This window comes from Rhodanobacter sp. FW101-FHT13A11, from assembly GCF_058790335.1.
This window is the reverse complement of sequence record NZ_JBYTCN010000011.1, coordinates 1-21,270: the sequence shown is the minus strand read 5'-3', so window position 1 is coordinate 21,270 and position 21,270 is coordinate 1. Positions and strand designations below refer to the sequence as shown.

The window sequence follows — 21,270 nt, the reverse complement described above, 5'->3', positions numbered from 1 at the left end:
CGCGCCAGCGGCTGTCAAGCAAACCGCGCCGCGCGGCTCAGCCGCCGGGCAATCGCTGGTAGCGGTTGCCGGGCAGGCATTCGACCCGCGCCTCCAGCTCCAGCATCAGCAGCATCGAGGAAAGCGCAGCCGTCGATTGCCCGGTACGCTGCACAAGTTCGTCCAACGTCGTCGGCGCATGACCAAGTTCAGTCAAAAGCCGCCGATACCCGGGGTCATCGCCATGCCCGTCGAGCCCGTGCGAGGCACCGGCCACGCTGCCGGAACGGATCTCCCCGCCGCCAGCCTCACGCAGCCGCGCGGCCAGCTCACCGCCCAGCATGCGCGCAGCCGGCGTCAATGTCTCGACAATTTCCGCGGCGTCCTCGACCAGCCGGGCGCCGTCGCGGATCAGCCGATGGCAGCCGCGGGCCAGCGGATTATGGATGGAACCGGGCAGGGCGAACACCTCGCGCCCCTGTTCGGCGGCCAGCCGGGCGGTGATCAGCGAGCCGGAACGCAGGCCCGCCTCGATCACCAGCGTGCCCAGCGCCAGGCCCGCGATGATCCGGTTGCGGCGCGGAAAATGATCGGCACGCGCGGGCGTGCCGGGCGGGAATTCGCTGACCAGCGCGCCGTGCGCGGCGATCCGCCGGGCCAGTGCCTGGTGCTTGCGCGGGTACACCTGGTCCGGGCCGGTACCGACCACGGCCAGGGTCGGCGCCTCGGCGTCCAGCGCCGCCACGTGGGCGGCGCCGTCGATGCCGTCGGCCATGCCGCTGGTGATCGCGAAGCCGGTCGCGGCGAGCACACGGGCGAACGTCCGCGCATGCGCCAACCCCGCCGCGCTGGCGCCGCGCGCGCCCACGATCGCCACCTGGGGATGCAACAGCAGGCTGGCGTCGCCGGCCACGAACAGCACGGCCGGCGGCTGCGGGATGTGTTCCAGCTGCGGCGGAAAATCCGCCTCCGTGCAACGCAGCAGCCGGTGTCCCGGCTCGGCCAGCCAGGCCAGGTCGGCGGCCAGGCGCGCCTCGTCGGGTCGCGCCAGCCAGGCCTGCGCCGGCTCGCCCAGCCGCGCGGCATGGCGGCGCAGCTGCACCAGCGCCGCGCGGATGTCGCTGCCGGCCGCGTCCAGCCGCTCGCGCAGCCCGCCCGGGCCGAGGCCGGGCGTGCGCAGGGCGATCAGCCAGGCGCGCAGTTCATCGGGATCGTCCATGGTCATGGCGGCAGTTTACGGAGCGGGCCGCAAAGGAAACGGCGCGGTGGAAGCCGCGCCGTCCTGTAGGCAGATGCCGCAACGTCGGTCGCGGACGCCTATTCCGGCATGACCAGGCGGGAACCGACGTGCACCGGCCGCAGGCCGTCCATCACCAGGCCGTAGCTGACCCGGTCGAAGGTGCGGAACACCATCACGTGGCCGATGTACTCGTCCGGCAGCTTCACCGTCTCGCCGACGCCGCGGTTCCAGCTGTTGCTGGCCACGTCGTCGTGGACCGTCTCGCCGGGCTGGAACATCGCGAAGGTCTGGCCGTTGTCGACGCCGTCCTTCGCGCCGACCGACAGCAGCACCACCTGGCGCGACCCGGCCGCGTCCATCGCGTCGGCGAAGCCGATCACCTTGGCATTGGCCGGCACCGACTTCGGCGGGTGCGGGTAGTAGTAGGCGTCGTACGGCGCGTCGTCGACCGGCATGATGCGGTCGCCGCTGCGGATCTCCTGGGTGGCGCCGAGCAGCAGCAGCGTGGCCGGATCGCCGGTGCGCAGCGTCTCGGCGGTGCCGATCACGCTGACCTCGACGCCGAGGTCGTCGCCCTTGCCGTAGTGGCCGTCGTTGCGGGAATCCTCGCGCCACGGCGCGCGGACCATCGCCGCGTTGCTGTCCAGGTCATGTGCGACCAGATCGGCATGGGCCGCATCGTTCTGGTCGAAGCCGCGGAACACATGGCTCGGCCGCACGATCGCCCAGCGCTGGCCCGGCTCGCCCTGCAGGCCGCGCACATAGATGTTCTGGCCGACGGCGCCGCGCAAGCGGGACTCCTCCAGGCCGACCACGTACGGCGCGGAACTGACCGCCTTCGAGTCCATTACCCGCATGTCCTTGAGGAACATCCTCAACTCGGACAGCGGGATCGCCGGCACCGCCTCGCCCTCGCGATGCACGCTCGGCTGCAGGCCCAGGCGCGGACCGTTGATGAAGGACAGGTTGAGCACGTCGCCGGGGTAGATCAGGTGCGGGTTGCGCACCTGCGGATTGGCCTGCCAGATTTCCGGCCAAAGCCACGGCTTGGACAGGAACTTGGCGGAGATGTCCCAGAGGGTGTCGCCACGACGCACGGTGTAGCTGTCGGGATGATCGGCTCGCAGTTGCGCACCCGCCGCATACACGGCCACGGTGACCAGCATGCCGGCGAGCAACACGATAGTTTTTCGGATCATTGGCGGGAATCCCCCCTTCCCAGAACTCGGTCGAGTGTAACCGAATGGTTAACGTGCGCAACTGGCGCGGGTTGGCAAAAATCGTCTGTACTCGGACGCTTGCCGACGTACAATGAGGCACATTCTAGATGGCTCCGAGGGTGGCTTTTTACCAAATCGCCCGCATTTTCGGCGCCGAGGTGATTTCCATGTCCATCCTGTCCATTCTCGAATTCCCCGACCCCCGGCTGCGCACCCGCGCCGAACCGGTGACCGTGTTCGACGCGAAGCTGAAGCAGTTCGTCGCCGACATGGTCGAGACCATGTACGCCGCCAACGGCGTCGGCCTCGCCGCCACCCAGGTCAACGTGCACCAGCGCGTGCTGGTGGCCGACATGAGCGAAGGGCGCAACCAGCCGCTGGCGCTGGTCAACGCGCAGATCCTCGAAAAGGACGGCTCGCAGGTCTACCAGGAAGGCTGCCTGTCGTTTCCCGGCCTGTACGCCGACGTCACCCGCGCGCTGAGGGTGAAGGTGAAGGCGCGGGACGCGGACGGCAAGGAGGTCGTCGTCGAGGCCGAGGGCCCGCTGGCGGTGTGCATCCAGCACGAGATGGACCACCTGGAAGGCAAGGTGTTCGTCGACTACCTCTCGCCGCTGAAACGCAGCCTGCTGCTGAAGCGGCTGGAGAAGCACCGCAAGCAGGCGGCCAGCGCTTGAACCCACAGCCCCTGCGGCTGGTCTTCGCCGGCACCCCGGAATTCTCCGTGCCCTGCCTTGAGGCCTGCCGCGCCAGCGGCGCCGAGGTGGTGGCCGTCTATACCCAGCCCGACCGTCCCGCCGGTCGCGGCCGCAAGCTCGCCCCCAGTCCGGTCAAGCAGGCCGCGCTGGCCGCCGGCCTTGCGCTGGAACAGCCCGAATCGCTGAAGCCCGCCGAGGTGCAGCAGCGGCTCGCCGGCTATCGCCCCGACCTGCTGGTGGTGGTGGCCTACGGCCTGATCCTGCCGCGCAAGGTGCTGGCGATCCCGCGCCTGGGCTGCTGGAACGTGCACGCCAGCCTGCTGCCGCGCTGGCGCGGGGCCGCGCCGATCCAGCGCGCGATCCTCGCCGGCGACGCCGAGAGCGGGGTCGACCTGATGCGGATGGAAGCCGGCCTGGATACCGGCCCGGTGCTGCTCGAACGGCGCACCCCGATCGGCGGCGGCGACACCGGCGGCTCGCTGCACGACCGCCTCGCCACGCTGGGCGCGGACGTGCTGGCCGAAGGCCTGCGTCGCACGCTGGCCGGCGAGGTGCTGGCCGCCACGCCGCAACCGGACGACGGCGTGACCTATGCGCACAAGCTGGACAAGGCCGAGGCGAAGCTCGACTTCAGCCGCTGCGCGCCCGAACTGGAACGCCAGGTACGTGCGTTCGACCCGTGGCCGGTGGCCGAGGGCGAGATCGCCGGCGAGACGCTGCGGATCTGGGCGGCGCACGCACTCGAAGGCAATCACTCCGCCGCTCCCGGCAGCGTGCTGGCGACCGGCCGCGAAGGCATCGACATCGCCTGCAGCCAGGGCGTCTTGCGCATCACCGCGGTACAGCGTGCCGGCGGCAAGCGCATCGGTGCGATGGACTACCTCAACGCCCGTCCTGAATTGCGTCAGCGCCGATGAAGACCGATACCCGCGCCTTGGCCGCCAAGGGGCTCGCCGAGGTGGCCCTGCGCGGCGCCTCGCTGCGTGACGTGATGGAGCGTTCCGCGCCGCGACTGGCCGACCCGCGCGACCGTGCCCTGCTGATGGCCCTGCTCAGCGAAGGCGCGCGCTGGTGGCTGCGCTTCGATCCCGCGGTCGACGGCCTGCTGGAAAAATCCCTGCGGCCCAAGGACCCGGCGGTACACGCGCTGCTGGTGCTCGGCCTGGTGCAGTTGGAGATCCTCCAACTGCAGGACTACGCCGCGGTGGCCGCCACGGTCGAAGCGGTGCGTGCGCTCAAGCGGCCGCAGCTGGCCGGCCTGGTCAACGCCGTACTGCGGCGCTGGCAGCGCGAGCGCGAAAGCCTGCTCGCGAAGCTCGACGCCAGACCGCAGACCCGCCACGCGCACCCAGCGTGGCTGGCCGCCGCACTGCAGCGCGACTGGCCGCAGCAGGCCGAAGCGGTGATGGCCGCCGACAATCGCGAGCCGCCGCTGATGCTGCGGGTCAACCGCCAGCGCGGCGAGCGCGAAGCCCTGATCGCACAACTGCAGGCCGCCGGCTATACGGCAACCGCGCATCCGTGGCTGGGCGACGCGCTGGTGCTGCCGCACAGCACCGACGTCACCCGCATGCCCGGCTTCGACGATGGCCTGTTCGCGGTGCAGGACGGTGCCGCCCAAGTGGCCGCCGACCTCGCCGAGCTGCGCGACGGCCTGCGCGTGCTGGACGCCTGCGCCGCGCCCGGCGGCAAGGCCTGCCACCTGCTCGAACGCGCCGACATCGAGCTGACCGCGCTGGAGTTCGACGCCGCGCGCGTCGAACGCATCCGCCAGAACCTGATGCGCCTGCGTCTGGACGCGAAAGTGGTGGCCGGCGACGCCGGCGCGCCGAAGGGCTGGTGGAGCGGCCGGCCGTTCGATCGCATCCTGATCGACGCGCCCTGCTCGGCCAGCGGCGTACTGCGCCGCCGGCCGGACGTGCGCCTGCACCGGCGCGAAAGCGACATCGCCGCGATGCAGACGCAGCAGCGCCGCATCCTGGCCGCGCTGTGGCCGCTGCTGGCGCCGGGCGGGCGGCTGGTCTACATCACCTGCTCGGTGCTGCGTGCGGAGAACGAGGCGATCGTGGGCGAATTGCTGGCCACGCAGGCCGATGCGCAGGCTGTGGCGTTCACCCTGCCGGCCGGGCAGTCCGCCGCCGTCGGCTGGCAGATCCTGCCCGGCGACGGCGACCTCGACGGCATGTACTACGCGGTGTTGCAGAAGCGGGACTGAGGCAATCCCCGGCCGCTCGCGGCGGGCCGCCGCGCCGGCGCGAATGCCATCCACCTGCCGGGATATGATGCCGGCACCCCTGATCGCCGCCGCCGGAACGCCGACCGTGAAGCCCTGCCTCCCCCTGTCCCAAGCGCGTCCGCTGTGGCTGCGCAGCGCCCGCTCGGAGCTGCTGCTGTTCGGCGTGTTCGCGCTGCTGCTGCTCGGCCTGGGGCTGGGCCTGCGCGACCCGTGGCCGTCCGACGAGCCGCGCTTCGCGCTGGTGGCGCAATGGATGGTCGAGCACGGCCAGTGGCTGTTCCCGCATCGCGGCCACGAGCTGTACCCGGACAAGCCGCCGGTGTTCATGTGGCTGCAGGCGCTCAGCCATTTCCTCACCGGCAGCTGGCGCATCGCCTTCCTGCTGCCCTCGCTGCTCGCCGCGCTGGGCACGCTGGCGCTGGTCTACGACCTGGCGCGCCGGCTGTGGAACCACCGCAGCGCGCTGCTGGCGACGGCCACGCTGCTGGTCACCATCCACTTCACCTACCAGATGCGCAATGCACAGATCGACCCGCTGCTGCTGGGCTGGATCACCCTGGCCAACTACGGCCTGCTGCGCCACCTGCTGCTGGGGCCGTCGTGGCGCTGGTTCGCCGCCGGCTGCTTCTTCGCCGGGGTGGGCGTGGCGACCAAGGGCGTCGGCGTGCTGGCGCTGCTGATGCTGATCCCCTATCTCGTGGCGCGCCGCGGCCGCTGGCGCCAGCTGGCGCTGCCCACCGGCGGCTGGCGCTGGGCCGGCGCCCTGGCGCTGTTCTTCGTGCCGATCCTGGGCTGGCTGCTGCCGATGCTGCTGGTGGCGCATGCCGACGGCGACCCGCAGCACGCCGAGTACGTGCAGAACATCCTGTTCGGGCAGACCGTGCACCGCTACGCCACGCCGCCCGGGCACCTCCATTCGCCGTTCTACTTCCTCGGCATCATCGTCGCCGACTGGCTGCCGCTGTCGCTGCTGCTGCCGTGGGCGCTGCCGGCATGGTGGCGCCGGCTGCAGCGGCGCGACGCGCGCTTCCTGCTGCCGCTGGGCTGGATCGTGCTGGTATTGCTGTTCTTCTCGTTCAGCCCGGGCAAGCGCGACGTCTACATCCTGCCGGCGCTGCCGATGACCGTGCTGGCGCTGGCGCCGCTGCTGCCCGGCCTGCTGCGCCGGCGCGGCGTGCGCCTCGCGGTGTTCGCGCTGACCGCGCTGCTGGCCGGCGGCCTGGCCGTGGCCGCGGCCTGGGCGGTCCATCGCCATCCGGCCTGGGCGGTGAAGCTGGGCGAGAGCCTCGACCCGCGCATCTGGTGGATGCTGCTGGCCATCGGCGTGGCCGGCCTCGTCGTTGTCGCGTTCACCCGGGTGCGCCGCGCGCCGCTGGGCTGGCTGTTGTTCGCCGGCGTGCTGTGGAGCGTGTACGGCCTGTGGGGTTACCCGATGCTCAACGGCGACCGTTCGGCGCGCGACGTGATGGTGCGGGCGCGCGCCATCGCCGGCCCGGACACGACCATCGGCCTGCTCGCCTGGAAGGAGCAGAACTTGCTGATGGCGCAGGGCCCGGTCGCCGAGTTCGGCTTCCTGAAGCCGTGGCCGCAGCAGTACGCCGACGCGGTGGCCTGGCTGCGGGCCGATCCGGCGCAGCGCTGGATCTTCAGCCTCGACGAGGCGATGGGCGATTGCGTGGATCGCCGCCGCGCCACCTACGTCGGCCATGCCAACCGCCGCGAATGGTGGCTGTTCCGGACCGACGCGGTGCTACCCGGCTGCGTGCCCGGCGCGAGCGCGGAGCAGGATGCCGACGATCAGCCCTGAGACCGCGGCCCGCAGGGGCAGTAAGATGTATCGTTCACGGCGGCCATACACAACCCGGATGAACCTCCGCGGTACAGGGATGTGCCATGCAGGCCGCGTCGGTGGCGCCGCGCCGTTAGCATGAGCGGACAGGGAGTAGGTGTTGGTTCGACAGGTTCATCACGTGCGCGCACATCCGGTTTCATGGCAAGTCTGGACGGCATCATCGCTGCTGGCGGTGATGCCGCTTTGTTTCGCCGTCTCGAGCCGCCACAAGGCCGTGCCGATGGCGCTGCTGTTCGTCGCCGGCCTCGTGCTGCTGGCCACGCGCCCGGAATCCCGCCGCGCCTATCGCCTGGCGTGGCCGGTGGCCGCCGTCTGCGCATTGCGCCTGGTGTATGACCTCGGCAACTTCCTCGGGCATCGGCTCGACTGGCCCGCGATCGACCTGCCGGCGCAGACCCTGCTGTTCCTGGCGATCGCCGCCGTGTTCAGCCTGCCGCTCAGGCGGAGCGTGATCGACGTCGGGATCAGCCTGACCGCCCTGATACTCGGCGCGGCCGCCATCCACCAGCGTTACGTGCAGGGCGTCGACCGGCCCTTCGGGCTGAATGGCGGCGACTGGGCCGCGGTCGAGTTCGCGATGTTCCTGCTGATCATGGTGCTGCTTTCGACGCTGCAGGCGCTGCGCCCGACCACCCCGCGCCGGCTGCGCTGGCTGCACATCGCCGCGGTGGTGGTGGGCCTGTACGGCGCGGTGCTGACCCAGAGCCGCGGGCCGTTGCTGGCCTTCGCCCCGGTCTACCTCAGCCTGGTGGCGTGGTACTGCGCGCATTCGCGCCACTGGCGCCGCGCGCTCGTGCTGTTCGCGGTGACCGTGGCCGGCATGCTCACGGTCACCGCCACGCTGCACCGGGAGATGGTCGACCGGCTGGCCAATGTTCCGGCCGAAGTCGCCAGCTACGGCGATGGCGCCGCCAGCGCCACCAGCGGCGCGATCGGCGAGCGACTGGAGATGTGGCGCGTCGCCTGGCAGGCCTTCCGCGAGCATCCGCTGGCCGGCATCGGCCTGGACCAGTTCGGCGTGTACGCGCGCGAACAGGTCGCGGCCGGCAAGGCCAGCGCGTCGATCGCCGGCTACGTGCACCCGCACAGCGAGTACCTCGAGTCGATGGTGGCTGGTGGCATGCCCGCCCTGCTCGTGCTGCTGCTGCTGTTCGCCGTGCCGCTGGTCTTCTTCGGCCGCCGGCTCGGCCATCCGCAGGAGCCGGTCGCCGCCGATGCGGCGGCGGGGCTGATCGTGGTCGGCATGTATGTCCTGTGCGCGTTCAGCGACAACGTGCTGTACCGGGCCATGCCGCAGTCGCTCTACCTGTTCCTCGTACTGGGTCTGGCCGTCAGCATCGGCCGTCAGCTGCGCAACGCCCCGCCCCACTGACCCCGACCCGCCATGGCTCGTATCAATCTGCTCGCATGGGACAACCAGCGCGGTCTCAGCCACGACATCCGGCTGCTGTCCGACGCGCTGCGCGCGCTCGGCCACCAGGTCGAGGTGACCCGGCTGGGGCCGCGCCGGCACGACGGCCGCTGGCAGGCGTGGCGGATGCGCCTGCGCCTGTGGTGGCGGCGGCTGCGCCATGCCGACCGCCGGCTCGCGCTGTACGACGCGAACATCGCGCTGGAACACGTGCGCCCGGACTGGTTCGGGCTGGCCCGGCTGAACCTGCTGGTGCCGAACCCGGAATGGCTGTCACCGCGCAGCCAGCGCCACCTGGGCCGCTACGATGCGATCCTGTGCAAGACCCGCTACGCCGTCGAGCTGTTCACCGCGCGCGGCTGCCGCGCCCTGCACATCGGCTTCCGCAGCACCGACTGCCTGCAGCCGGAAATCCCGCGGCAGCCGACCTTCCTGCACTTGGCCGGCGCCAGCCGGATGAAGGGCACGCAACGGCTGCTGGCGCTGTGGCGGCGGCACCCGGAATGGCCGAAACTGCTGGTGTTGCAGTCGCCGCGCACCGCGACCCGCCTGACCGACCCCGTTCCCGCCAACCTCGAACACCGGATCGGCTACCTCGACAGCGTGGACGAGGTCCGGCGACTGCAGAACGCGCACCTGTTCCACCTGTGCCTGTCGGAAACCGAGGGCTGGGGCCATTACATCGCCGAGGCGATGAGCTGCAAGGCGGTGGTGATCACCTGCGACGCGCCGCCGATGAACGAACTGGTCACCGCGATGCGCGGCGCCTTGGTAAAGACCCGCGCCACCGGCACATTCAACCTGGCCGCCCGGCACCAGTTCGACGACGCGGCGCTGGAGGCCGAGGTCGAACGCCTGCTGGCGATGCCCGCGCAGGAGCGCGTGGCGCTGGGCGAGCAGGCGCGGGCGTGGTTCACCGCGAACGAGGCGGCCTTCGCCGCGCGGCTGGACGCGGTCCTGCGTCAGCTGCTCTGACCGGCGTCGCGCCCGCGCACGAGCTCGCGCAGGTCGACCGGCGGCACGGCAAACTCGGCCAGGTGCCGGTCGACGCCGAATTCGCAGCGCACCAGGCCGCGTGCGCGGGTGTCGTCCACGATGCGGTCGTTCGGGTTGCCGACCACGTGCTTGCGGGTGCGATGGTAGAGGTGCGTGGCCAGCCCGCTGAAACGCAGCTCGCGCCGCAGCAGGCCGGCATGGAACGCGCGCAGCGCCAGCTCGGTGTCCTCGCGGCCCCAGCCGGTCATCGTCTCGTTGAAGCCGTTCACGCGCAGCAGGTCGTCGCGCCAGAACGCCATGTTGCAGCTCTTGATGCCGCGCCGCTTGGTGCCGGGCCGGGCATACCAGCGCGCCAGCAGCGGCAGGCGCAGGGTGTGCCGGCGGCGCTCGATGCCGCGGCTGAAGAAGCCCGGCATCGCCACCTCCCGTTCCAGCATGCGTCGGGTCAGCGCGGCGTCGGTGAGCACGCGCGAGCCCTGCACGAAACAGCCGCGGCGCGCGAACGCGCGATGGTCGGCGACGAAGTGCGGCTCGGCCACCATGTCGCCGTCGAGCAGGATCACGTAGTCGCCCTGCGCGGCGGCGATCGCGCGGTTGCGCGCGCGGCTCATGCGCGCGCCGTCGTCCGGCTGCCACAGGTGCACCAGGCGCAGCGGATAGTCCCGCGCCATGCGCTCGAGCAGTTCGCGCGTGGCCGGTTGCGAGCCGTCGTCGGTGACAATCACCTCGTGGGGCAGCTCGGTCTGTGCCGCGAGCGCGCGCAACACCAGCGCCAGCGCCTCGGGCCAGTTGTAGGTGATGACGGCAACGCTGATGCGCATCGCGGCGATCCCGTCCGGCCTCATGACTCGTCGGGCGCGCGGCGGCGGCGCCACAGCGCCGACCACAGGATCGCCAGCGCGCGTTCCTGGTTGGCCAACCACGAGCCACGGCGCAGCCGCGCCAGTTTCGCGTAGCGCTTCGCCTCCTTCCAGGTCGGGTCCGGCTTGGTGCGGAACTCGAATTTGGCGCTTTCCACGCAGCGCTCGTCCAGGCCGATGCTTTGGGCGTAGGTCTCGATCAGGCAGCGCGAATGGAACCGGTTGAGGTAGCGGCTGGCCGGCGTCTGCCTGCCCCACCAGCCGTTCTTGCCGTGGATGCGGTAACGCACGGCGCCGGTGCGCAGGTAGTACTTGTGCGCGCCCAGCACGCTGGCGCCGAACACCAGGCAGTTGTCGGCGGACAGCCGCCAGGTGCCGATGAGATGCGCGGGCAGTTCCAGCGTGCGGCGCGCCCACGAGGCACGCATCGACAACGCCGAGGTCGGCGCGCCGTACCAGTGCATCAGCATGTAGGTGCTGATCACGGTGAAGCCGAGGTCCTGCGAGCGTCCGCCCCAGCCCATCCAGCGCTGCTCGTCGCCGAACAGCTGCATGTCGGAGAACACGAAGTCGATGTCGCGGCGCGCGTCGTAGAGCGCGCCGAGCTGCGCGAGATAATCCGGCTCCCAGCGGTCGTCGGCGTCGAGGAAGCAGACCACGTCGGCCCGCACCTGGGCCATGCCGCGCTGGAACGCGCTGAGCTGGCCGCCGTTGTCTCCGCACAGCAAGGTCACCCGCGGGTCGGCGCCGTAGCGTTCGCGCAGGTGGGCCGGGGTGCCGTCGGTGGAGCCGTCGTCCACCACGATGACCTGCATCGGTGCGCGGGTCTGCGCCAGCGCGTCGTCGATCGCCAGGCCGACGAACTCGCGGTAGTTGTAGCTGGTGATGACGACCGCAAAGCCGGTCATGCCGCCGCACCGTCCTGCAGCAGCCGGCGGAAGTAGCCGATGGTTTCCTTCAAGCCGTCCTCCAGCGCCACCGTCGGCTGCCAGCCGAGCCGGTCGCGGGCCACGCCGATGTCCGGCTGGCGCTGGCGCGGGTCGTCCGACGGCAGCGGCCTGTACACCAGCTTCGAGCGGCCGCCGGCCAGGGCGATCACTTTCTCGGCCAGTTCCAGCATGGTGTGCTCGACCGGGTTGCCGATGTTCACCGGGCCGGTGAAGCCGCGTTCGGATTCCATCATGCGCACGATCACCTCGATCAGGTCGTCGACGTAGCAGAAGCTGCGGGTCTGGCTGCCGTCGCCGTAGATGGTGATGTCCTCGCCGCGCAGCGCCTGCATGATGAAGTTGCTCACCACCCGGCCGTCGTTCGGATGCATGCGCGGGCCGTAGGTATTGAAGATGCGTACCACCTTGATGTCCAGCGCGTGCTGGCGGTAGTAGTCGAAGAACAGCGTCTCGGCGCAGCGCTTGCCCTCGTCGTAGCAGCTGCGGATGCCGATCGGGTTCACCCTGCCCCAGTAGCCCTCGACCTGCGGGTGCACCTCCGGGTCGCCGTACACCTCGCTGGTGGAGGCCTGCAGGATGCGCGCCTTCACCCGCTTGGCCAGGCCCAGCATGTTGATCGCGCCGTGCACGCTGGTCTTGGTGGTCTGCACCGGGTCGTGCTGGTAGTGCACCGGCGAGGCCGGGCAGGCCAGGTTGAAGATGCGCTCCACCTCCACGTACAGCGGGAAGGTCACGTCGTGCCGCATCAGCTCGAAGTACGGATGCGTGAGCAGATGCGCCACGTTGCGCTTGCTGCCGGTGAAGAAGTTGTCCACGCACAGCACGTCGTGGCCGTCGCGAAGCAGGCGATCACACAGGTGCGATCCGAGGAATCCGGCACCACCGGTGACGAGGGTTCGTTTCATGGCATGCCGATGATGGATGGGAGAACAGGCAGCGAGGCCCGGCCGGTCGCAAGTTGACAAATATTGTCATGAATTTCCCCGCGAGGATGCGACCGGCCCGGCTGAACGGGAAATCCGTCCCGCCCGGCGCGGCCGGAGCCGGCACGGGCTTCGGCTAGAATCCGCGCATGCCCACCCTGCCGCTGACCCTTGCCGTCATCACCCGCAACGAGGCCGGGAGCATCGCGCGCTGCCTGGACAGCGTGCCGTTCGCGGCCGAGAAGCTGGTGGTCGACTCCGGCAGCGACGACGATACCGTGGCGATCGCGCAGGCGCGCGGCGCGCGCGTGGTGCACCAGGATTGGCTGGGCTTCGGCGCGCAGCGCAACTTCGCCACCACGCAGTGCACGCACGACTGGATCCTGGTGCTGGACGCCGACGAATACCTCAGCCCGGAACTCGCCGCGGAACTGCAGCAGCGCCTGCCGGCACTGATGGCCGGCGCCGCGCCGGCGGCGTATCTGCGCCGCCGCACGATCTACATGGGGCGGCCGATGCGCTGGTACCGCCCGTCGGTGGGCGAGAAGCTGGCGCGGCTGTACCACCGCGGCCGCGCGCGCTGGAGCGACGCGCGGGTGCACGAATCGCTGCGTTTCGAGGGCGCCGCGCCGACCCTGCGCGCCCCGTTCGACCATGCCAACAACCCGACCCTGCCGCACAAGCAGCTGAAGGTGCTGCGCTACGCCGAGCTGAAATGCCGCGACTGGCTGGACAAGGGCAAGCCGGTGCGGATGTGGCAGGCGCCGTTCGTCTACCTGCTGGCCTTCGTCAAGGACTACCTGTTCCGGCTGGCCTTCCTGGACGGCTGGCGCGGCTTCCTGATCGCGCAGACCGCGGCCAGCTACGCGCTGTACAAGCGCATGCGCTACTACGAGATGGTCAACAACCCCAAATCGGTCGCGGATGCGACCGATTTATTGAACAAACATCACATAGATCGCTGAACACAAGTCCACCGCAATGCACGAGGCAACGAAACCGCACGGCACCTTCGCCTCCTCTCCCACCGGGAGAGGATTGAGGAGAGGGTGTCAGGGCTGGCCATAAACTGTGTCAAGCACACTTCACGATTCCAAATCCCGCGATGTCTTCCAAAAAGCACTACCTCCTCTACGGTTCCGAGCGCTATGCGCTGGCCATCCTGCGCCCGCTGCAGGAGGCGATCCGCGCCCGCGGCGACGAGGCCGCCTGGTTCTTCGACGGCCCCGGCGCGGAAGACCTGGTCGCCGGCGAGCGCCTGCTGACGGTGGCCGAGGTGCGCGCGTGGCGGCCGCTCGCGGTGATCACCTCGTCCAACGCGGTGCCGCATTTCTTTCCCGGCGTGAAGGTCGAGACCTTCCATGGCTTCGACGCCGGCAAGCCGCGGCACATCTACGTGCGCGGCTTCTTCGACCTGTACTGCACCACCGGCCCGCGCGACACCGCGCAGTTCCAGGCGATCGCCGACAAGGTGGGCCACTTCAGCGTCATCGAGACCGGCTTCCCCAAGCTCGACCCCTTCATGAAGGAGATCACCGGCCCGCTGCCGCCGGTGCGCCGGCCGCCGGTGATCCTGTACCACTCCACCTTCTCGCCCTCGTGGAGCGCGGCGGAGACGCTGTACGAGGAAGTGAAGCGGCTGTCGCGCGACGGCCGCTGGCGCTGGATCGTCACTTTCCACCCGAAGATGAACCCCGACACCACCGCGAAGTTCAAGGCGCTGCAGAACGAGTACCTCAGCTTCGCCGGGAACGACAACATCCTGGAGCTGTTCCCGCAGGTGGACATGATGTGCTCGGACACCTCCTCGGCGCTCAACGAGTTCCTGCTCACCGGCAAGCCGGTGGTGACGTTCAGGAACCGCCGGCCCGGCCCGCAGCTGATCGACATCGACGACCCGGCGCAGTTCGAGAGCGCGATCGAGCGCGCGCTGGCGCGTCCACCGGAACTGCTGCAGGCGATCCGCGGGTACGCCGACGCGATCCACCCCTACCGCGACGGCCGCTCCAGCGAACGCGTGCTGGACGCGATCGACAGCTTCGTTGCCGCCGGCGCGCGCAACCGCCGGCGCAAGCCGCTGAACCTGTGGCGCAAGCTGAAGATCCGCCGGCGCATCGGCTACTGGGGCCCGGCCTGAGCCGGGCGCCCGGGCCCGGTTGCCTTGCCGCCGCCTCGCGCAGTCTAGAATCCGTCTCCAGCCCGCCAAGAGCCTGCCCGTGTCATTGAGCCCCTCCTACAGCCGTTCCGAACAACTGCGCGCCGTCTGGCCCTGGCTGCCGCTGTGGGCCGCCGTGGCGTTGCTGGCGATCTTCTCGCACGGGCCGATGCCGCTGTATTCCACCCGCACCCTGGCGGTGGCCTGGGAGATGTGGAACCAGGGCCACTGGCTGGTGCCGCACATCAACGGCCAGCCGTACAGCGAGAAGGCGCCGCTGCTGTTCTGGCTGATCCATGCCGGCTGGTTCGCGTTCGGCGTCAGCGACGCGTGGCCGCGCGTGCTCGAGGTGCTGGTGGGCGGCGCGCAGCTGGTGCTGGCCTCGCTGCTGGCGCGGCGGCTGTTCCCGAACCGGCCGTGGATGGCCAAGGCGACGCCGTGGATGTTGCTGGCGTTCGGCTACGCGTTCCTGTTCGGCCTGCAGATCATGTACGACGTGCTGCTGGCCGCGTGGGCGCTCGCCGCCCTGCTGTGCCTGACCCCGAAGACGCAGCGGGCCGAGCCGCGCTGGCTGCTGTTCGGCGTGTGCGTGGGCCTGGGACTGCTGACCAAGGGACCGGTGATGCTGTTGCACGTGGCGTTTCCATGGCTGCTTGGCCCGCTGTGGAACGACTGGGCCGACCGCCATCGCGCGGGCTGGTACGGCCGCGGCGCGCTGGCGCTGCTGCTCGGCGGCGCGATGCTGCTGGCATGGGCGCTGCCGGCCGGCTTCTCCGGCGGCGAGGCGTACCGGCAACGGCTGTTCTTCACCCAGACCGCCGGCCGCGTGGTCGACAAGCTGGCCGCGGGCAAGGACCTGCAGAACCACGCCGAGCCGTTCTGGTTCTACCTGCTGTGGCTGCCGCTGATGCTGTTCCCGTTCAGCGGCTGGCCGCGGATCTGGGTGGCCGTGGCCGGCCTGCGCCGGCCGCTGGAACCGGGCCTGCGTTTTGCGCTGTGCTGGCTGCTGCCCACCTTTGTGGTGTTTTCGCTGATCAGCGGCAAGCAGCTGTACTACCCGCTGCCGGAACTCGCCGGCGCCGCGCTGCTGATGGCCGGCGCGATCGCCGTGCTGCGCGAGCGCCGGCCGCACCTGGCCGACAACGGCTGGCTCGGCACCTGGCCGCTGGGCGTGGGCGGCATCGCGTTCGCCGTGGCGCTGTTCATGCTGCCGCTGCTGGTGGCGAGCAACCGCCTGCACGGCGAGTGGGTCGACTCGGCGGCGCCGTACAGCCGCTACTTCAGCGTGGTGTTCCTGTTGCTCGGCGGCCTGCTGCTGCTGCGCGGCCGCGGCGAGCTGCGCCGGCTGGCGGTGGCCGGGCTGGTCGGCGTGCTCGCGCTCAACGCGCTGTTCACGCTGACCCTGTGGCCACGTTTCGACCTGCGCCCGATCGCCCACCTGCTCGGCGCCGCCGAACAGGCCGGCCACCCGCTCGCCTACACCGGCAACTACGAAGGCCAGTTCCATTTCGAGGGGCGGCTGACCCGGCCGATCAGCGAACTGTTCGGTGACCAGGCCATCCAGGATTTCGCCCGCGCCCACCCGGACGGCGTGATCGTGCTGCACGTGCACAGGCCGGACGCGAACGACCTGCGCTACGCCCTGCTGGCGCAGCCGTTCCGCTCCTCCTGGCTGGTGGCCTGGCCCGCCGTCTCGCTGGCCGACCTGCGCAGCGGCCACACCCCGCCCGAACCCGCGCAGCCGACCCGGGTCTACCCGACCGACGATTGGCGCTACCGCACCCAGCCATGAGCGCGAACCTGATCGCCAGCCTGCGCCAGCAATGCGGCGGCCCGCGCGACGGCGCGCTGCTGCGCTTCTCGCTGGGCAGCGCGCTGCTAGCCGAAGGCGACGCCGGCGCCGCGGTCGACGAACTGCGCCGCGCGCTCGGCTTCGATCCGACCTATTCGGCGGCATGGAAGCTGCTCGGCAAGGCCTGCCTGGCCCACGGCGACGAAATCGCCGCCGCCGACGCCTGGCGCAGCGGCATCGCCGCCGCCGCCCGGCGCGGCGACAAGCAGGCCGAGAAGGAAATGGGCGTGTTCCTGCGCCGGCTGGAGAAGGGCCAGCGGTAGCGCGCCCCGTCCACAAGGGACTTCCTTCGGTCGTGCGCGATGCCCTTGCCTTGGCTTCGCAGGGCGGACACTGTCCGCCGGCTCTTCGACGATGCGCCACGGCCGAGGGCGGCGGACAATGTCCGCCCTACGAAGCTGTAGGAGCGCACCTTGTGCGCGAATGCTTTTGAGGGTTGATTACAACCAAGAGCATTCGCGCACAGGGTGCGCTCCTACCCGTTCGGGCGGTCGTACGGGCTAACCAGGCCATCCGCCGAGTAGCGCTTGTACTGCCACTGGTACTGCGTGAAAGCCAGCTCCACGCATTCCTGCACGCCCCGGTTGAGCGCGCCGCAGGCCACGCCCAGGTCGGCGTCGGCCAGCCCGCCCGGCGCCGGCAGCAGGTGGATGCGGTAGCCGGCGCCGCGCGGCAGCCGTTCGGCGAACGCGTACAGCACGGTCGCCCCGGTACGCGCGGCCAGCCGCGGCAGCAGCACCATGGTCAGCGCGTCGCGGCCGAAGAACGGCGCGACCTGGCCCTCGCCCGCGCGCGGCTTCTGGTCCGGCAGGATGCCGACCGTACCGCCCGCGGCCAGCCGCTTGTACAGCGTGCGCACGCCGGCGCCGTCGGCGCGTACCTGCTCCGGCGCCAGCGCGCCGCGCACCTTGCGCAGCAGGCCCTCGATCGCGGCGATGCGCGGCGGCCGGTACAGGATCGCCATCGGCGTCTTGCGGCACAGCCAGTAGTTCAGCAGCTCCCAGCAGCCCAGGTGCGGCGCGGCGATGATCACGCCCTTGCCCGCGGCCAGCGCCGCGTCCAGCAATGCCTCGCCGCGCACCTCGCGCACCAGCGCCAGCGCGCGCCCGGCGCCCGCGCCCCAGACCTTGACGATCTCGCTGGCCGACTTGCCGCTTTCGGCCAGCACCTCGCGCAGCAGCGCCGCCCGCGCCGCGCCGTCCAGCTGCGGGCGCGCGATCGCCAGGTTCGCCGCGCTGTTGTGCACCGTGCGGCCGCCACGCCACAGCAACAGCCGGCCCAGGGCGGCGCCCAGGCCGTGCAGCACGCGCAGCGGCAGCAGCGCCAGCAGGCGCAGCAGCAGGTAGATGAGGTACATGTCGATGCGCATAGGGGCGCCAGTGTAGCGGGCCGCGCGCCGCCAGCCGTCCATCGCTTATGCTCTTGCGAATCCCGTATCCCGTATCCCGAATCCCGAATCCCGAATCCCGTATCCCGAATCCCGAATCCCGAACAGATGATTGCCCTGATCCAGCGTGTCCTGTCCGCCAGCGTCGGCGTCGGCGGCGAAACGGTCGGCGCGATCGGCCCCGGCCTGCTGGCCCTGGTGGCGGTGCAGCCCGACGACGGCGAGGCACAGGCGAAACGCATGCTGGAACGCCTGCTCGGCTACCGCGTGTTCGCCGACGACCACGGCAAGATGAACCGCTCGCTCGCCGACACCGGCGGCGGCCTGCTGCTGGTCAGCCAGTTCACCCTGGCCGCCGACACCCGTTCCGGCATGCGCCCCAGCTTCACCAGCGCGGCACCACCCGAACATGGCCGGCGCTGGTTCGAACGGCTGCTGGAGCTGGCCCGCGCCGCGTACCCCGGGGTGGAAACCGGGCGCTTCGGCGCCCATATGGTGGTCCAACTGGTGAACGACGGCCCGGTGACCTTCTGGCTCGACACCGGCTGAACGGCGGGTGGCGTGTTTCGCCAAGCCGAGGCCGGCGAGACATGGCAACACCGCGATCTGGCGCGATTTTTGCGTGTCCTCCCACGACCTTTTTCCACTTGAAAACTGGTCAAAAAAGCAGCACATCGCTATAATGTCCGGTTCTTGAACCCTGCGGCGGTCGGTGAATGAATAGCAAAGCTCCCCACGAGCAACAGTCTGAAATCAAGGCGCTCATCTCCAAGGGCCTGGAGCAGGGCTACCTGACCTACGCCGAGATCAACGACCACCTGCCCGACGACATCGTCGACCCGGAGCAGATCGAAGACATCATGGCGGTGCTCAAGGGCGTCGGCATCGAAGTGCACGACGCCGCGCCGGACACCGACCCGCTGGCCGACAAGGCCGGCAGCAGCACCGACGACGAAGCCGCCGCCGAAGAAGCCGTGGCGCTGCTCTCCGCGGTGGATTCCGAAGTGGGCCGCACCACCGACCCGGTGCGCATGTACATGCGCGAGATGGGCACGGTCGAGCTGCTCACCCGCGAGGGCGAGATCGCCATCGCCAAGCGCATCGAGGAAGGCTTGGGCCAGGTGCAGACCGCGCTGGCCAGCTTCCCGCTGACCATCGAGCTGCTGCTGGAGGAATACGACCAGCACCTGGACGGCAAGCGCCGCCTCAGCGAGATCCTGGCCGGCTTCCTGGACCTGGAGGAAGCCGCCGACCTCGCCCGCAAGGAGAAGGAAGCCGCCGCCCTGCTGGCGCCCGAGCCCGAGGTCGGTGACGACGACGACGACACCGACGACGACGACACCGCCACCGAGGACGAGGAAGAAGCCGGCCCCAGCGGTCCCGACCCGGAAGAGGTCAAGCGCCGCATGGAGCTGCTGCGCGAGCATTACGCCAAGTTCCAGAAGGCCGCGCCTAAAGCCGCCAGCATCACCGACAGGAAGATCGTCAAGCTGCGCGACCTGATGGCCGAGGAGTTCCTGAAACTCAAGCTGCCCAGCGCGCTGATCGACGGCTTCGTGCGCAAGCTGCGCGAGGTGGTCAACGACATCCGCCACCACGAGCGCGTGCTGATGGACATCTTCGTCAAGCAGGTGAAGATGCCGAAGGCCGAGTTCATCAAGGCGTTCCCCAGCAACGAGGGCAACCTCGAGTGGGTGGCCGAGCTCAGCCGCAAGCGCCAGAAATGGTCGCCGAACATCAAGGTCCACCGCGCGGCGATCGACGCCGAGCAGGAAAAGCTCGCCGCAATCGAGCGCAAGCTGTTCCTGCCGCTCACCGACATCAAGGACATCAACCGCGCCATGGCCAGCGGCGAGGCGAAGGCCCGCCGCGCCAAGAAGGAAATGGTCGAGGCGAACCTGCGCCTGGTGATCTCGATCGCCAAGAAGTACACCAACCGCGGCCTGCAGTTCCTCGACCTGATCCAGGAAGGAAACATCGGCCTGATGAAAGCGGTGGACAAGTTCGAATACCGCCGCGGCTACAAGTTCTCGACCTACGCCACCTGGTGGATCCGCCAGGCGATCACCCGCAGCATCGCCGATCAAGCCAGGACCATCCGCATCCCGGTGCACATGATCGAGACGATCAACAAGTTGAACCGCATTTCCCGCCAGATGCTGCAGCAGTTCGGCCGCGAGGCCACGCCGGAGGAGCTGGCCAAGGAGATGGACATGCCCGAGGACAAGATCCGCAAGGTACTGAAGATCGCCAAGGAACCGATCTCGATGGAAACCCCGATCGGCGACGACGAGGATTCCCACCTGGGCGACTTCATCGAGGACGGCAACGCCAGCTCGCCGATCGACTCGGCCACCGAAACCGGCCTGATGGAAACCGTGCGCGACGTGCTCGCCGGACTCACCCCGCGCGAAGCGAAGGTGCTGCGCATGCGCTTCGGCATCGACATGAACACCGACCACACGCTGGAAGAAGTCGGCAAGCAGTTCGACGTCACCCGCGAGCGCATCCGCCAGATCGAGGCCAAGGCACTGCGCAAGCTGCGCCACCCGAGCCGTTCGGAACAGCTGCGTTCGTTCCTCGACGTCGATTGATCACTGCTGCGTCATCGCAACATCGAAGAAGCCCCGCCGATGCGGGGCTTCTTCGTTTTCATGGGTACGCACTCAGCCGACGTCGTAGAAGAACTGCTCGCGCACGATCTTGCCGCCGTGCACGCGATACACGCAGATCTCGCTCATGTTCGTCCGGCCCCGGCCCTTCATCGTCACGTCCATCGCCAGCGCGATGCTGAACCAGTTCTCCGCGACCACCGGCTCGCTCACGCTGCCACCGTGCACCGCCTCGATCATCGCGCTGAACTGCCGCCCCTTCTCGTAGATCGCCGCCAGCCCGCGCACGTTGCCCAGCGCGCCCGGCGGCAGGCCATCCGGCTCGATGCTCACCGCATCCTCCGCATACAGCTCACGCTGCGCGTCCTCGTATTTGCCTTCACGGCACAACTCGACCAACCGTTTCGCGATCGCCTCGGTGTTCATGCGCATGCTCCGACCTAGGGGGGATGACCAGCCTACGCCCCGAGCCATCACGTCACCACACGACTTGCGGCATGTCGTCTTCGTGCACGACTGGCGCGCTACGGTAAACTTCCGCCCTTGCGCGGGCCTATAGCTCAATGGTTAGAGCAGAGGACTCATAATCCTTTGGTTCCAGGTTCGAGTCCTGGTGGGCCCACCACACATTTGTCCGAGAGTGCGACTTGTGCGGGAAACCATAAAGTGGCCACTTTGGCCACTTTATGATCTCGTTGGAAGCATAAAGTGGCCATCCATTGCGTAGAGCCACCAGAAGCTAGGCGATTGCAAGCAGCCGCCTTTCCGAGCGGATCAGAAGTATAAAATTAGGTGGTTGTACGGTGCTGGCCGTGAAGCGCCTGACCTTGCCCGCGAGAAACGTATCCCTTGCCGTGTGATTCAATCCACGCAAGGAGAACGACATGACGAAGACAACG

At 69.5% G+C, this 21,270-nt stretch carries 19 protein-coding genes and 1 tRNA gene; 13 read left to right on the top strand and 7 right to left on the bottom strand.

Translation table 11 applies throughout. The annotated features are described in order from the left end of the window. Window positions 1-37 precede the first annotated feature (37 nt). Together dprA and AC3WRN_RS12960 are read right to left on the bottom strand one after the other, a co-directional pair. Complete coding sequence (dprA, locus tag AC3WRN_RS12965; RefSeq protein ID WP_492623282.1) at window positions 38-1,204, bottom strand: DNA-processing protein DprA; 1,167 nt, start codon at window positions 1,202-1,204, stop codon at window positions 38-40. A gap of 92 nt (window positions 1,205-1,296) precedes the next feature. After that, window positions 1,297-2,418 carry a LysM peptidoglycan-binding domain-containing protein gene (locus AC3WRN_RS12960; RefSeq protein WP_068094367.1) on the bottom strand — a complete coding sequence of 374 codons (1,122 nt, stop codon included), beginning with the start codon at window positions 2,416-2,418 and terminating at the stop codon, window positions 1,297-1,299. A 188-nt stretch (window positions 2,419-2,606) separates the two neighbouring features. Between AC3WRN_RS12960 and def the strand changes: the two genes are divergently transcribed. The 6 genes from def (at window position 2,607) to AC3WRN_RS12930 (ending at window position 9,611) form a co-directional block, all read left to right on the top strand. Next, window positions 2,607-3,116, top strand: coding sequence for a peptide deformylase (gene def / locus AC3WRN_RS12955; RefSeq protein WP_068094613.1), 510 nt, complete (start codon window positions 2,607-2,609; stop codon window positions 3,114-3,116). Window positions 3,117-3,127: 11 nt separating this feature from the next. Beyond that, window positions 3,128-4,054, top strand: coding sequence for a methionyl-tRNA formyltransferase (fmt, locus tag AC3WRN_RS12950; RefSeq protein ID WP_492623347.1), 927 nt, complete (start codon window positions 3,128-3,130; stop codon window positions 4,052-4,054). Beyond that, a complete protein-coding gene (gene rsmB, locus AC3WRN_RS12945; protein ID WP_492623281.1) occupies window positions 4,051-5,352 on the top strand; it encodes a 16S rRNA (cytosine(967)-C(5))-methyltransferase RsmB in 1,302 nt (433 codons plus the stop codon). The genes fmt and rsmB overlap by 4 nt, the downstream gene beginning before the upstream one ends. Window positions 5,353-5,458: 106 nt before the next feature. Continuing rightward, window positions 5,459-7,180, top strand: a complete 1,722-nt coding sequence (locus AC3WRN_RS12940; protein ID WP_492623280.1) for an ArnT family glycosyltransferase — start codon at window positions 5,459-5,461, stop codon at window positions 7,178-7,180. Between the two features lie 163 nt (window positions 7,181-7,343). Beyond that, window positions 7,344-8,597 carry an O-antigen ligase family protein gene (locus AC3WRN_RS12935; RefSeq protein WP_492623279.1) on the top strand — a complete coding sequence of 418 codons (1,254 nt, stop codon included), beginning with the start codon at window positions 7,344-7,346 and terminating at the stop codon, window positions 8,595-8,597. A gap of 12 nt (window positions 8,598-8,609) precedes the next feature. Next, entirely contained in the window at window positions 8,610-9,611 is a 1,002-nt protein-coding gene (locus AC3WRN_RS12930) for a glycosyltransferase (protein WP_492623278.1), read from the top strand. On the opposite strand, the gene AC3WRN_RS12925 is transcribed toward AC3WRN_RS12930, so the two are convergent. From AC3WRN_RS12925 to AC3WRN_RS12915, 3 genes are read right to left on the bottom strand one after another with little or no spacing between them, the layout of a single operon-like run. Next, complete coding sequence (locus AC3WRN_RS12925; RefSeq protein WP_492623277.1) at window positions 9,599-10,453, bottom strand: glycosyltransferase; 855 nt, start codon at window positions 10,451-10,453, stop codon at window positions 9,599-9,601. The genes AC3WRN_RS12930 and AC3WRN_RS12925 overlap by 13 nt on opposite strands. A 20-nt stretch (window positions 10,454-10,473) precedes the next feature. After that, window positions 10,474-11,400, bottom strand: coding sequence for a glycosyltransferase family 2 protein (locus AC3WRN_RS12920; RefSeq protein ID WP_492623276.1), 927 nt, complete (start codon window positions 11,398-11,400; stop codon window positions 10,474-10,476). Then, window positions 11,397-12,347, bottom strand: a complete 951-nt coding sequence (locus AC3WRN_RS12915) for a UDP-glucuronic acid decarboxylase family protein (protein ID WP_492623275.1) — start codon at window positions 12,345-12,347, stop codon at window positions 11,397-11,399. The genes AC3WRN_RS12920 and AC3WRN_RS12915 overlap by 4 nt, the downstream gene beginning before the upstream one ends. Window positions 12,348-12,514: 167 nt before the next feature. Here AC3WRN_RS12915 and AC3WRN_RS12910 point away from each other — a divergent pair, with 167 nt between their 5' ends. The 4 genes from AC3WRN_RS12910 to AC3WRN_RS12895 all read left to right on the top strand — a co-directional run bounded on the left by AC3WRN_RS12910 (window position 12,515) and on the right by AC3WRN_RS12895 (window position 16,635). Next, window positions 12,515-13,330, top strand: coding sequence for a glycosyltransferase family 2 protein (locus AC3WRN_RS12910; RefSeq protein WP_492623274.1), 816 nt, complete (start codon window positions 12,515-12,517; stop codon window positions 13,328-13,330). A gap of 140 nt (window positions 13,331-13,470) precedes the next feature. Next, complete coding sequence (locus tag AC3WRN_RS12905; protein WP_492623273.1) at window positions 13,471-14,502, top strand: CDP-glycerol glycerophosphotransferase family protein; 1,032 nt, start codon at window positions 13,471-13,473, stop codon at window positions 14,500-14,502. An 85-nt stretch (window positions 14,503-14,587) separates the two neighbouring features. Continuing rightward, window positions 14,588-16,312, top strand: a complete 1,725-nt coding sequence (locus tag AC3WRN_RS12900; RefSeq protein WP_492623346.1) for an ArnT family glycosyltransferase — start codon at window positions 14,588-14,590, stop codon at window positions 16,310-16,312. Next, complete coding sequence (locus tag AC3WRN_RS12895) at window positions 16,309-16,635, top strand: tetratricopeptide repeat protein (protein ID WP_492623272.1); 327 nt, start codon at window positions 16,309-16,311, stop codon at window positions 16,633-16,635. Before AC3WRN_RS12900 ends, AC3WRN_RS12895 begins: the two co-directional genes overlap by 4 nt. A gap of 212 nt (window positions 16,636-16,847) precedes the next feature. Here AC3WRN_RS12895 and AC3WRN_RS12890 read toward each other — a convergent pair whose 3' ends face one another. Further along, on the bottom strand, window positions 16,848-17,741 hold the full coding sequence (locus AC3WRN_RS12890) for an LpxL/LpxP family acyltransferase (protein ID WP_492623271.1): 894 nt from the start codon (window positions 17,739-17,741) through the stop codon (window positions 16,848-16,850). Between the two features lie 126 nt (window positions 17,742-17,867). Between AC3WRN_RS12890 and dtd the strand changes: the two genes are divergently transcribed. Both dtd and rpoD read left to right on the top strand, forming a co-directional pair. After that, complete coding sequence (gene dtd / locus AC3WRN_RS12885; RefSeq protein WP_068094340.1) at window positions 17,868-18,308, top strand: D-aminoacyl-tRNA deacylase; 441 nt, start codon at window positions 17,868-17,870, stop codon at window positions 18,306-18,308. A gap of 167 nt (window positions 18,309-18,475) precedes the next feature. Then, on the top strand, window positions 18,476-20,353 hold the full coding sequence (rpoD, locus tag AC3WRN_RS12880; protein WP_492623270.1) for an RNA polymerase sigma factor RpoD: 1,878 nt from the start codon (window positions 18,476-18,478) through the stop codon (window positions 20,351-20,353). A 72-nt stretch (window positions 20,354-20,425) separates the two neighbouring features. On the opposite strand, the gene AC3WRN_RS12875 is transcribed toward rpoD, so the two are convergent. Continuing rightward, a complete protein-coding gene (locus AC3WRN_RS12875) occupies window positions 20,426-20,797 on the bottom strand; it encodes a nuclear transport factor 2 family protein (protein ID WP_068094605.1) in 372 nt (123 codons plus the stop codon). Between the two features lie 123 nt (window positions 20,798-20,920). Here AC3WRN_RS12875 and AC3WRN_RS12870 point away from each other — a divergent pair. Continuing rightward, window positions 20,921-20,996, top strand: a tRNA-Ile gene (locus tag AC3WRN_RS12870). Window positions 20,997-21,270: the final 274 nt, after the last annotated feature.

Bases quoted from the DNA above. Each gene is read 5' to 3' on its own strand.
- dtd (WP_068094340.1), top strand. From the start codon at position 17,868: ATGATTGCCCTGATCCAGCGTGTCCTGTCCGCCAGCGTCGGCGTCGGC.
- def (WP_068094613.1), top strand. From the start codon at position 2,607: ATGTCCATCCTGTCCATTCTCGAATTCCCCGACCCCCGGCTGCGCACC.
- AC3WRN_RS12925 (WP_492623277.1), bottom strand. From the start codon at position 10,453: ATGCGCATCAGCGTTGCCGTCATCACCTACAACTGGCCCGAGGCGCTG.
- AC3WRN_RS12910 (WP_492623274.1), top strand. From the start codon at position 12,515: ATGCCCACCCTGCCGCTGACCCTTGCCGTCATCACCCGCAACGAGGCC.
- rpoD (WP_492623270.1), top strand. From the start codon at position 18,476: ATGAATAGCAAAGCTCCCCACGAGCAACAGTCTGAAATCAAGGCGCTC.
- AC3WRN_RS12890 (WP_492623271.1), bottom strand. From the start codon at position 17,741: ATGCGCATCGACATGTACCTCATCTACCTGCTGCTGCGCCTGCTGGCG.
- dprA (WP_492623282.1), bottom strand. From the start codon at position 1,204: ATGACCATGGACGATCCCGATGAACTGCGCGCCTGGCTGATCGCCCTG.
- AC3WRN_RS12920 (WP_492623276.1), bottom strand. From the start codon at position 11,400: ATGACCGGCTTTGCGGTCGTCATCACCAGCTACAACTACCGCGAGTTC.
- rsmB (WP_492623281.1), top strand. From the start codon at position 4,051: ATGAAGACCGATACCCGCGCCTTGGCCGCCAAGGGGCTCGCCGAGGTG.
- AC3WRN_RS12905 (WP_492623273.1), top strand. From the start codon at position 13,471: ATGTCTTCCAAAAAGCACTACCTCCTCTACGGTTCCGAGCGCTATGCG.
- AC3WRN_RS12915 (WP_492623275.1), bottom strand. From the start codon at position 12,347: ATGAAACGAACCCTCGTCACCGGTGGTGCCGGATTCCTCGGATCGCAC.
- AC3WRN_RS12960 (WP_068094367.1), bottom strand. From the start codon at position 2,418: ATGATCCGAAAAACTATCGTGTTGCTCGCCGGCATGCTGGTCACCGTG.
- AC3WRN_RS12895 (WP_492623272.1), top strand. From the start codon at position 16,309: ATGAGCGCGAACCTGATCGCCAGCCTGCGCCAGCAATGCGGCGGCCCG.
- AC3WRN_RS12930 (WP_492623278.1), top strand. From the start codon at position 8,610: ATGGCTCGTATCAATCTGCTCGCATGGGACAACCAGCGCGGTCTCAGC.
- AC3WRN_RS12875 (WP_068094605.1), bottom strand. From the start codon at position 20,797: ATGAACACCGAGGCGATCGCGAAACGGTTGGTCGAGTTGTGCCGTGAA.